The organism is Micromonospora lupini str. Lupac 08, from assembly GCF_000297395.2.
Taxonomy (GTDB): Bacteria; Actinomycetota; Actinomycetes; order Mycobacteriales; family Micromonosporaceae; genus Micromonospora; species Micromonospora lupini.
This window is the reverse complement of record NZ_HF570108.1, coordinates 2,593,603-2,603,865: the sequence shown is the minus strand read 5'-3', so window position 1 is coordinate 2,603,865 and position 10,263 is coordinate 2,593,603. Positions and strand designations below refer to the sequence as shown.

Sequence of the window (10,263 nt, the reverse complement as noted above, 5' to 3'; positions counted from 1 at the left end):
GCGTCGACGCACCCGCGCGCGGCGGCACGGGCTCGGCCGGGGCACCGTCCGGGCCCAGCTCGCCGCGTTGCTGCTTGGCCGAGCGCAGGTCGTCGATCCAGCCGAACTCCTCGCCGGCCACCGGCTCCTCCGGCTCGGCCTCGGCTCGGCCTCGACCCCAGCGGCGGCCCTTGGCGCGGGGATCACGCCGCTCGTCCGGGCCCTCGTCGGGGCGGTCCGCACCACGCGATCTCACTGTTGACCCTCTCCTGCGGCGTTCGTGCCGCTGTCCTGCTTCGTGCCGGGACCGCTCGCATCCGTGGCCGGCCGACCGTTCCGACCGGCAAGCGCCGAGTCGGGCTGCGGCGTTACCGGTGACCCGACGGTCGGGGCCGCCACCGACGGGCCCGCTGTCGCGGGCGAGGAGGCGGTCCGGGTTTCGGGGCGGGCGGGCGGGGCCGGCAGCCCGCGTACGATCCGGCGCAACAACGGCAGCCGCGTCGACACGGACCGTTCCGCCCCGTGCGGGCTGGGCTGGTAGTAGTCGACGCCCACCAGGTCGTCCGGGACGTACTGCTGGGTGAGCACGCCGCGCTTGTCGTCGTGCGGGTAGCGGTACCCGGTGCCGTGGCCCAGACCTCGGGCGCCGGCGTAGTGCGCGTCCCGCAGCCCACGGGGCACCGGGCCACCCCGGCCGGCCCGTACGTCCGCCATGGCCGCGCCGATCGCGGTGGTGGCCGAGTTCGACTTCGGTGCGGTGGCCAGGTGGATCACCGCCTGCGCCAGGTTGAGCTGCACCTCGGGCAGGCCCACGTATTCCACGGCGTGCGCGGCGGCGGTGGCCACACTCAGCGCGGTGGGGTCGGCCATGCCCACGTCCTCACTGGCGAAGATGACCAGCCGGCGGGCGATGAACCGGGCGTCCTCCCCCGCGACGAGCATCCGGGCCAGCCAGTGCACCGCGGCGTCCACGTCCGAGCCGCGCATGCTCTTGATGAAAGCGCTGACCACGTCGTAGTGGGCGTCGCCGTCGCGGTCGTAGCGCACCGCCGCCACGTCGACCGCCTGCTCGGCGGTCGCCAGGTCGATGCGCCCGACGCCGAGCGCCGTGGCCGAGGCCGCCGCCGCCTCCAGCGCGGTCAGCGCCTTGCGGACGTCGCCTGCGGCGAGCCGGACCAGGTGGTCCTCGGCGTCGGTGGCCAGGGTGAGCGTGCCGCCCAGGCCGCGCTCGTCGGCGACCGCGCGGCGCAGCAGGCCGCGGACCGCGTCGTCGTCGAGCGGTTGCAGGGTGAGCAGCACGCACCGCGACAGCAGGGGCGAGATGACCGAGAAGTACGGGTTTTCGGTGGTCGCCGCGAGCAGCGTGACCGTACGGTCCTCGACGGCGGCGAGCAGCGAATCCTGCTGGGTCTTGCTGAACCGGTGCACCTCGTCGATGAACAGCACCGTCTGCGGGCCGCCCGAGCGGCGCTGGCGACGGGCCGTCTCGATCACCGCCCGGACGTCCTTGACACCGGCCGAGAGCGCCGACATGGCGACGAAACGGCGGTCGGTCGCGCCGGCCACCAGGTGCGCGATGGTGGTCTTGCCGCTGCCGGGCGGTCCCCAGAGGATGACCGACATCGGGGCCCCACCGGAGACCAGTTGCCGCAGCGGCGCGCCGGGGGCGAGCAGGTGGTCCTGCCCGATCAACTCGTCCAGGCTCACGGGGCGCATGCGGACGGGCAGGGGCGAATCGTCCGCTACCGGAGTGAAGCCGTCGACACCGGCGGGCCCCTCGGGCGCGCTGCGCGGCCCGGTGGGCGCACCGAGGGAGAAGAGAGCGTCGGACTCCATCACGAAGACAGTACCGGGCCCGACCCGCGACGCCGGAATCGCGCTGCGGGCCGGGCCACCGCTGATCGGTCTCGGTCAGCCACGGCCGGGACGACGGCCCCGGTACCAGCGGCCACCGCCACCGCCGCGCGGGCCGCTGCCGACGCCGGCCAGGTAGAGCGAGAGCAGGAGCAGGCCGATGAGCACGAGGGTGTTCCAGTTGAACAGGTCCGGCGCGCCGAAGTCGGTGTTGAGCAGGTCGAGCAGCAGGGCGAAGCCAAAGACGATGGCGGCGAGAATGGCGAGCATGTCGGTCCTCCGGTGGGGGTTCCCAGTAGGTCGGCGCGTGATGTACCCAATCGGTCGGCTCGCCAATCTCCACCGTGGATCGGCCCACGGGCTGCCGGACCGGGCGCGCTCGCCCGTACGGCGGCTCCTAGGCTGAGAGTCATGATCACCGACGACCAGGCGATCCACGAGCGGGCCGCCATCCTGGCCGCGGCCGGTGACCACCCGTTCGTCCGCCACTCGCTCTCGCCGGGCGTGCCGGCGCACGGCTACCGGCGCGACGGCGCCGTGCTGTGGTTGCTGCCGCCCGAGCGCGGGTTGGGCGCCGACGCCGTCGGCCCCACCGAACCCGTGCTGACGATCTGCGCCGCGCTGGTCGCCGACGGGGTGCTGCGGCCGGAGCACCGGCTGCACCTGCCCCGGCTCGACCCCGCCCTGCTCGCCGCGCGACTACCGGTCGCCGAGCACGTCGACTGGGACTTCCACTGGACCACCGTGGCGCCGCCGCCGCAGCCGGACGAGCAGCGGGTCGTACGGCTCGCCGACGCCGACCGCCCGGCGCTCCAGGCTCTGGTCGACGAGGCGTTCCCGAGCACCACCACCCGGCCGGGCGATCCGCGGGTGGTCGACTGGTACGGCATCCGGGCCGGCGACCGGCTGGTGGCGTGCGGCGCGGACCGCAGCCGGGGCGACGTCGGATTCCTGGCGGGCCTGACCGTCACCCCCGACCAGCGCGGCCGGGGCCTGGGCGCGGCGCTGACCGCCGGCATGACCCGGGCGCTGCTGGCCCGGCACGACACCGTCGGGCTCGGCGTCTACCCGGACAACGTCGGGGCGGTGCGGCTCTACCGCCGGCTCGGCTTCACCGACACCCACCACGTCACCTCGATCCGCCTCGCCTGAGGTCCTACCGCCCGGCGCGCTGTTCGGCAGATCCGGACGCGGGTGCGGGTACGCCTCCGGGCGTGGGCGCCTGTGCCGGAACCGCGGGCGGGTCGACCGGATCGGCGACGGCGCGCCGGCCGGCCCGCCAGGCGGGCAGGTAGAGCGGGGCGGCCACGGCCAGCACGACCGCGCCGACCACCATCGCGGCGCCCACACTGGTCGCGGCGGCGATCGCGGTCAGGACCACGCCGCCGAGGGCGGCGGCCGGCTGCGCCATCATCGAGTTCAGCGAGAGCACGCTGGTCCGGTAGGGGCCGTCGACCTGGCGGTGCAACAGACCACTGTGCAGCGGGTTCGACGCGCCGTGCACGGCGTAACAGGCCAGGTAGGCCACCAGCACCCCGACCGGTCCGGCGAGCAGCCCCATCCCGACGACAGTCACACCCTGCAGGATGCGCAACAGGGCAGCCCCGGGTGCCGCGCCGAGCCAGCGCAGCAGCAGCGGGGTCAGCGCCGCGCCGGCGGCCGACGCGAGCCAGGCCGCCGAGTTGGCCGGCCCGAGCAGCGCGGCGGCCCGTTCCGGATCGCCGATCACCTCGGCGAGCCGCACCGGCAGCAGCGACTCGAAGGTGACCATGCCGAAGCCCCAGAACAGCTCCACCGCCACCAGTGCCAGCAGCACCCGGGACCGACGCAGCAGGCCGACGGCCTGGCCGATCATCCGGGGCGCCTGCGCCACCGAGCCCCGCAGCGCCGCGAATCCGGTGGCCGGCCGCTCCTCGACAAGCAGGAAGAACAGCGCGACAAGCGCCACCGCCTGCGCGACGATCGCGGCCAGCACCGGCACGGTGAGCGCGCTTACCGGCCCGAGCGGACCGAGAGCGATCAGGCCGCCGCTGAGCAGCGCGCCGCCGCCGATGGCCCCGCCGATGACGGTGCCGGCGTGCCCGAGGCCCCGCTCATACTCGGCCTGCGGGTCGGCCGCCAGGGTGGCGTCGACGTACCAGGACTCCAGCGGACCGCTGTCCAGCGCACGGTAGATCCCCTGCAACGCCCAGACCACGAAGAACAGCCAGAACGAGTCGGCCACCGCGAACAGCGCCAGCGAGGCGAGGTTGAGCGCCCCGGCGGTGAGCAGGACGGGTCGGCGGCCGAGAGCGTCGGCCAGGCCACCGGTGGGCAGCTCCAACGCGAGCACCAGCAACCCCTGCGCGGTGCTGACCAGGCCGATCTGCGGCAGCGACAGGCCCCGCTCCTGCATCAGCAGGATCAGCACCGGGATCACCAACCCCGTCGGCAGCCAGCGCAGGCCGTAGAGGGTGAGGTAACGACGCCGGACCTGGCGTACGGTCAACGCGCTCACGACAGGACCTCCACTCGCGACTGCGGGGCTCGCAACCCCGGCTCACTCCTCGCGCTCACGACGCCACCTCCACTCGCGACTGCGGGGCTCGCAAACCCGGCTCACTCCTCGCGCTCATCGGGGGCCGTCCAGCAGCGGGTAGGCCGCCAGGAAGACCTGCACCGGGCGGGCCTGCGGGTCGGCGGGCTCGGCCGTGTCGACCGGCTCGGCCTCCCGGTGGTAACGCTCCAGCACCTGCCACACCTCCGTCTTGAGCGCCTCCAGCCGCTCCGGCGGGACGGTCAGGAAGATGTCGCCCATGCCGAAGGCGTCCCGCCAGGCGGGGGACCACTCGTGCTGGGTGGCGAACCAGCGTTCGGCGTGCTCGACGAGGAGGCGCACCTGGTCGCCCTGGATCCACTCGATCGCGGCACGGGCGTCGGGGTCGTCGTCGAAGTCGCTCGGTTCCCAACTGGTGACGTCGTGCGTCGCCTGCCACCAGCGCTGCCGCCCGCTGCCCCGGTCGGCATCCTCGGTGACCAGCCCAACCTCGGCGAGTTGGCGCAGGTGGTAGCTGGTCGCGCCCGTGTTGGTGCCGAGCAGCTCGGCGAGGGTGGTGGCGGTGGCCGGCCCGTTCACCCGCAGGGCTCCGACCAGCCGCATCCGCAGCGGGTGCGCGAGCACCCGGGCCTGCCGCTTGTCGATCCGCACCTCCCGCGGCGCGGGCCGCGGCGTCGCTTCGTCATTCGCCATGTCTGCACACTATCTCTGCACACTTTCTATGCACAAGAGTTGTGCATAGAAAGTGTGCAGGGCGTCAGGCCAGGATTTCGCGGACCCCGCGCAGGCGCGTCCGCAGCAGACCGGCGGCGCGGGCGGAGTCGAGGCGTACGTCGCTGGGGCGGACCACGCCGGCGGCGGCGGCCGTGGTGGTCTTCAGCCCGGCCGGGTCCAGGCCGAAGCGCCCGGCGACCAGCAGGCCCAGCTCGGCCCGGCTCACGGCGTCCGGGCCGGCCACGTTGAGCAGTCCGGCGTACGACGAGCAGGCCAGCTCCAGCACGGCGTCGGCCAGGTCACCCACGTCGATCGGGCAGCGGAACTCATCGGTGAACAGGACGGCCCGGCCGGCGAGCGCGTCCCGGCAGAGCTCGATCTGCTTGCTGCCCTCCCCGAGGATCAGCGAGGTACGCACCAGCGCCGCGCCGGGATCGAGCGCCCGCACGGCGGTCTCGGCCGCCGCCTTCGCGGCCCCGTACGCGTTGACCGGGCTCGGCGGGTCGTCGTCGGCGTACGGGGTGGGCCGACCGCCGTGCAACGCGTCGCTGGACAGGTGCACGAGGCGGGCCCCCACCTCGGCGGCGGCGAGGGCCACGTGCGCGGCCCCGTCGGCGGTGACCGTCCAGTCGTCGTACCGATAGGGGGTCGCGACCACGGTGTCCGGCCGCACCTGCGCCACCAGCGCGCGCACGGCGGCGCGGTCGGTGACGTCCAGCCGCCGCCCGGCGACACCAGGCACTCCGACGGACCCGGAGTGAAACGTCCCCACCACCGAGAACCCGGCGCGAACGCCCCGCCGACACACCTCGGAGCCCAGAAACCCGCTACCGCCGACAACAAGCACCCGCATCCCGACCCACTCCCCCGCCATCGCCGTCGTTGATCATGAGGTTAACGAGCGACACGCCGCAGCGTGAGCCCGTCAACCTCATGATCAACGGCGCGAGAAGGGGTCAGACCGGGTCTGCTACCGGGGCGGCCCGGCCGGCCGTTCCGGTGTGGGCGGCGGGCGCCGGCTTGGGCTTCGCGTCGATGCCGGCCTCGGTGCGCTGCTGGGCGGTGATCGGCGTCGGCGCACCGGTCAGCGGGTCGAAGCCGCCCCGGGTCTTCGGGAACGCGATGACCTCACGGATGGAGTCCGCGCCGGCCAGGAGCATGCAGACCCGGTCCCAGCCGAACGCGATGCCGCCGTGCGGCGGGGCGCCGTACTTGAACGCCTCCAGCAGGAAGCCGAACTTGTCCTGCGCCTCCTCGGGCGTGATGCCGAGCAGGTCGAAGACCCTCTTCTGCACGTCGCCGCGGTGGATACGGATCGACCCGCCGCCGATCTCGTTGCCGTTGCAGACGATGTCGTACGCGTAGGCGAGGGCCCGGTCCGGCGCCTCCTCGAACCGGTCCACCCACTCGGCGTTCGGCGAGGTGAACGGGTGGTGCACGGCCGTCCAGCCACCCTCGTCGGTGCGCTCGAACATGGGGGCGTCGACCACCCAGCAGAACGCCCAGGCGCTCTCGTCGACCAGGCCGGCCCGCTTGGCGATCTCGATGCGGGCCGCGCCGAGCAGCTCCTGCGCCTCCCGGGTCGTGGCGCTGGCGGCGAAGAAGACGGCGTCGCCCGGCTTGGCGCCGACCGCGTCGGCCAGCCCACCCAGGTGCTCGGCGGACAGGTTCTTGGCCACCGGGCCGCGCGCCTCGCCGGTCTCGGCGTCAAGCACCACGTACGCCAGGCCCCGCGCGCCGCGCGCCTTCGCCCAGTCCTGCCAGCCGTCCAGCTCCTTGCGGCTCTGCGCCGCGCCACCGGGCATCACGACCGCGCCCACGTAGCCGCCCGCGTCGATCGCGCCGGCGAAGACCCGGAACTCGGTGCCGCGCAGGTAGTCGGTCAGCTCGGTCAGCTCGACGCCGTAGCGCAGGTCCGGCTTGTCGGACCCGTACCGGGCCATCGCGTCGTGCCAGGTGATCCGCGGGATCGGCCGGGTGATCTCGTGCCCGGCCAGGTCCTTCCACAGCGCCGACACGATCGCCTCGCCGAGGTCGATCACGTCGTCCTCGGTGACGAACGACATCTCGATGTCGAGCTGCGTGAACTCCGGCTGCCGGTCGGCGCGGAAGTCCTCGTCGCGGTAGCAGCGGGCGATCTGGTAATACCGCTCCATGCCGCCGACCATCAGCAACTGCTTGAACAGCTGGGGCGACTGCGGCAACGCGTACCAGCTGCCGGGCTGAAGCCGGACCGGCACCAGGAAGTCGCGGGCGCCCTCGGGCGTCGAGCGGGTGAGCGTCGGCGTCTCGATCTCCAGGAAGTCCCGCTCGTGCAGCACGCCCCGGGCGAGGTGGCTGGCGCGCGAGCGCAGCCGCAGCGCGTTCGCCGGGCCGCTGCGCCGCAGGTCCAGGTAGCGGTACCGGAGCCGCAGGTCGTCGCCGGCCTCGACCTGGTCGTCCACCGGAAGCGGCAGCGGCGCGGCCTCGGAGAGCACCTCCAGGTCGACGGCTGTCACCTCGACGTCGCCGGTGGGCAGCTCCGGGTTCTCGTTGCCGGCCGGCCGGCGGGTCACCTCGCCGGTGACCTTCACGCAGAACTCGTTGCGCAGCGCGTGCGCGTCCTCCTCGCGGAACACCACCTGGACCACGCCGGAGCCGTCGCGCAGGTCGACGAAGATGACGCCGCCGTGGTCACGCCGGCGGGCAACCCACCCGGCGAGCGTCACCGTCGAGCCGGCGTCCGCGGCGCGCAGGCTTCCGGCATTGTGGGTACGGATCACGGCTGGCAACTCCTCATCGTGGAACAGTCCTCACCCGCATTCTGTCAGGGGCGGCCGGCCTCGCTCGGGGGCACCCGGCAGGCCGGCACGATTCGCTGGTGGGCAGGCGGCAGGCCGGCGCGCGTCGCCGGTGGCAGCCTGGCGAACCCGGCTCGCCGGGCCGTCGCGCCGGTTAACGTGGCCGAATGCGCGCCGTACCGAACTGGGGCGTCGCCACGGCGGTGGCCGCGCCGGTGCTGCTGGTGGGCGGTTGGACGGTCGCGGGCGCCCGGCAGCCGGCCGGGTACGACCCGGTCCGGGACACCATCAGCGAACTGGCGGGGCACGACGCCGCCGACCCCTGGATCATGATCACTTCCCTGCTGCTGCTCGGCTGCTGCTACGTGGCGATCGCCGCGGTGCTGCACGCGGCCGGGCTGCCCAGCCGCTTCCTGCTCGCCGTCGGCGGGGTGGCCACCATCGCGCTTGTCGCGTTTCCCCGGCCGGCGGTCGGCGGCTCGCTCAGTCACGGCATCGCGGCGACAGTCGCGGTCCTGGCGCTGGCGCTCTGGCCGGCCGGGTCGGCGCAGCGGTTGCCCCGTGGCCCGGACACCGCACACCCGCGGGTACCGCAGCCGCCCTGGGCGTTTCGCCGCGGCGTCGCGCTGAGCGCCACCATCGTGCTGCTCGCCCTCTTCGGTTGGTTCGCGTTCGAGGTGACAAGCGGATCCCGGACCGGCCTGGCCGAACGGGTGACGGCGGTGGGCGTGTCACTCTGGCCCCTGCTGGCGGTCCTCTCCGCCCGACGGGCACACCTCGCGTGGGCCACCGACGGCGCCACACCGCTCGGGCCGGCCCTGCCCACGACCGGTGTCGTACCCCCGGATCCCCTGCTTCCCACGGACGGGCCGGATCGCCTCGCCTGAGGCGGCGCACGGGCCGCCGGGCTCACGGGCGTCGGGCTCGTGCGCCGAGCGCGCGGGCGTTGGTCGCGGGGGCAGGCGGCCCGGCCCCGAACGCGCGGCGCGGGCCGCCGGAGGAATCCGGCGACCCGCGGGCGGTGAATCGATCAGAAGACGCTGACGCCGTACCGGCTCAGGGCCTCGGTGACGGGCTGGAAGTAGGTGGTGCCTCCGCTGCTGCAGTTGCCGCTGCCGCCGGAGGTGAGGCCGAGCGCGGTGCCACCGGAGAAGAGCGAGCCACCGCTGTCGCCACCCTCGGCGCAGACGTTGGTGCGGATCAGGCCGGAGACCGAGCCCTCGGCGTAGTTCACCGTGGCGTTGGTCGCGCTCACCGTGCCGCCGCGCAGGCCGGTGGTGCTGCCGGACCGCTGCACCGACTGGCCGACCGACGCGTTGCCGGAGCCGGTGATGTCCCGGTAGCTGCCGTTGTAGAGGTAGACGTTACCGGCGGCGTTCGCGGAGTTGCTGTGCCGCACGATGCCGTAGTCGTTGCCCGGGAAGCTGGTGCCGGTACGGGTGCCCAGCAGCGTGGTCTGGCTGGAGTTCGAGTACCAGTTGGTGCCGAGGTTGGTGCAGTGCCCGGCGGTCAGGAAGTAGTAGGTGCTGCCGCTGCGCACGTTGAAGCCGAGCGAGCAGCGGTAGCCGCCGGTGTAGATGGCCTGGCCACCCGAGATGCGGGTGCTCAGCACACCGGCCTCGGCCTCGACCCGCACGGCGCCGTTGGCGCGCGCGGCGGCGGCCTTGACCCGCTCCAGCTTGGCGCCGGTGACGGTGCTGTCGACGGAGACGACCACCTGGTTGGTGACCGGGTCGCTCCACCAGGCGGTGCCGGGGATCTTCGCCGAGCGCTCCAGCTCGGCGGTGGCCCGGTTGAGCTCGGCGGCGCCGCGGGTGACGTACCGGACGCTCGCTCCGGCGTTGCTGACCGTGCGCGCGGCGGCGGCGTCGGTGACCGTGACGACGGTCTTGCCGCTGGCGTCGATGTACGAGCCGGCGGAGCGGTCACCGAGCTGAGCGGAGAGGGCTGCGGCGGCGTCGGGCGAGGCGGCGGGGGCGGCCTGGGCGGGTGCGCCGATGAGCGAGCCGACGACCAGGGTTCCGCTCACGGCAACGGTCGCCGCAACGCGGAATGAGGACCTCGTGGGTCGCATGTAACAAACCTCCTGGGCGGGGGAGACGGGTCTGGCCGGGGGTGGCTGACCCGAGGGCGACCCGGCCGATCTGCGAAAACCGGCCGAGTGAACTGAAGTATTCACATACTTAAGATCATTGACAAGACCAGGTTTCGCCCGAATTCGTCGACCCCCGCCGGTCACACCTCCGCAACACCACCGACACGCTCGCGGGCACCTGCCGTCACACCCCTGACGACCGCCGGATCCGTTTCGGACACCACTCGCCGACCGACGCCGTTGACGCCACAACCCGTCGCCGCCTCTCCACCGGATCGGCGGAACGGGCAGCGGGCAGCGGGCAG

General features: G+C 73.7%; 10 protein-coding genes. 2 read left to right on the top strand and 8 right to left on the bottom strand.

Features of this window, described 5'->3' with window-relative positions; all coding sequences use genetic code 11:
* The 3 genes from MILUP08_RS35870 to MILUP08_RS13070 form a co-directional block, all read right to left on the bottom strand.
* A partial coding sequence (locus tag MILUP08_RS35870; RefSeq protein WP_039905912.1) for a hypothetical protein occupies positions 1 to 235 on the bottom strand: 235 nt, incomplete at its 3' end.
* Positions 232 to 1,815: a replication-associated recombination protein A gene (locus tag MILUP08_RS13075; protein ID WP_007458299.1), complete on the bottom strand. Its 1,584-nt coding sequence runs from the start codon at positions 1,813 to 1,815 to the stop codon at positions 232 to 234. The genes MILUP08_RS13075 and MILUP08_RS35870, both read right to left, overlap by 4 nt.
* A 75-nt stretch (positions 1,816 to 1,890) precedes the next feature.
* Positions 1,891 to 2,103, bottom strand: a complete 213-nt coding sequence (locus tag MILUP08_RS13070) for a hypothetical protein (protein WP_007458297.1) — start codon at positions 2,101 to 2,103, stop codon at positions 1,891 to 1,893.
* Between the two features lie 141 nt (positions 2,104 to 2,244).
* Between MILUP08_RS13070 and MILUP08_RS13065 the strand changes: the two genes are divergently transcribed.
* Complete coding sequence (locus tag MILUP08_RS13065) at positions 2,245 to 2,985, top strand: GNAT family N-acetyltransferase (RefSeq protein ID WP_007458296.1); 741 nt, start codon at positions 2,245 to 2,247, stop codon at positions 2,983 to 2,985.
* A 4-nt stretch (positions 2,986 to 2,989) separates the two neighbouring features.
* Here MILUP08_RS13065 and MILUP08_RS13060 read toward each other — a convergent pair whose 3' ends face one another.
* From MILUP08_RS13060 to aspS, 4 genes are all read right to left on the bottom strand, one after another.
* A complete protein-coding gene (locus MILUP08_RS13060) occupies positions 2,990 to 4,330 on the bottom strand; it encodes an MFS transporter (RefSeq protein WP_007458295.1) in 1,341 nt (446 codons plus the stop codon).
* Between the two features lie 114 nt (positions 4,331 to 4,444).
* A complete protein-coding gene (locus MILUP08_RS13055) occupies positions 4,445 to 5,062 on the bottom strand; it encodes an ArsR/SmtB family transcription factor (protein WP_007458294.1) in 618 nt (205 codons plus the stop codon).
* A gap of 64 nt (positions 5,063 to 5,126) precedes the next feature.
* Positions 5,127 to 5,936 carry an SDR family oxidoreductase gene (locus MILUP08_RS13050; protein WP_007458293.1) on the bottom strand — a complete coding sequence of 270 codons (810 nt, stop codon included), beginning with the start codon at positions 5,934 to 5,936 and terminating at the stop codon, positions 5,127 to 5,129.
* A gap of 103 nt (positions 5,937 to 6,039) precedes the next feature.
* Positions 6,040 to 7,845: an aspartate--tRNA ligase gene (aspS, locus tag MILUP08_RS13045; RefSeq protein ID WP_007458292.1), complete on the bottom strand. Its 1,806-nt coding sequence runs from the start codon at positions 7,843 to 7,845 to the stop codon at positions 6,040 to 6,042.
* Between the two features lie 185 nt (positions 7,846 to 8,030).
* On the opposite strand from aspS, the gene MILUP08_RS13040 reads away from it, so the two are divergent.
* A complete protein-coding gene (locus MILUP08_RS13040) occupies positions 8,031 to 8,750 on the top strand; it encodes a DUF998 domain-containing protein (protein ID WP_007458291.1) in 720 nt (239 codons plus the stop codon).
* Between the two features lie 143 nt (positions 8,751 to 8,893).
* Here the strand turns inward: MILUP08_RS13040 and MILUP08_RS35865 are convergent, their stop codons facing one another.
* Complete coding sequence (locus tag MILUP08_RS35865) at positions 8,894 to 9,937, bottom strand: S1 family peptidase (RefSeq protein WP_007458290.1); 1,044 nt, start codon at positions 9,935 to 9,937, stop codon at positions 8,894 to 8,896.
* Positions 9,938 to 10,263 lie beyond the last annotated feature (326 nt).

Excerpts from the sequence above, each read along its gene's own strand:
- MILUP08_RS13040 (WP_007458291.1), top strand. The coding sequence starts at position 8,031 with ATGCGCGCCGTACCGAACTGGGGCGTCGCCACGGCGGTGGCCGCGCCG.
- MILUP08_RS13055 (WP_007458294.1), bottom strand. The coding sequence starts at position 5,062 with ATGGCGAATGACGAAGCGACGCCGCGGCCCGCGCCGCGGGAGGTGCGG.
- MILUP08_RS13065 (WP_007458296.1), top strand. The coding sequence starts at position 2,245 with ATGATCACCGACGACCAGGCGATCCACGAGCGGGCCGCCATCCTGGCC.
- MILUP08_RS35865 (WP_007458290.1), bottom strand. The coding sequence starts at position 9,937 with ATGCGACCCACGAGGTCCTCATTCCGCGTTGCGGCGACCGTTGCCGTG.
- MILUP08_RS13075 (WP_007458299.1), bottom strand. The coding sequence starts at position 1,815 with ATGGAGTCCGACGCTCTCTTCTCCCTCGGTGCGCCCACCGGGCCGCGC.
- MILUP08_RS13070 (WP_007458297.1), bottom strand. The coding sequence starts at position 2,103 with ATGCTCGCCATTCTCGCCGCCATCGTCTTTGGCTTCGCCCTGCTGCTC.
- MILUP08_RS13050 (WP_007458293.1), bottom strand. The coding sequence starts at position 5,936 with ATGCGGGTGCTTGTTGTCGGCGGTAGCGGGTTTCTGGGCTCCGAGGTG.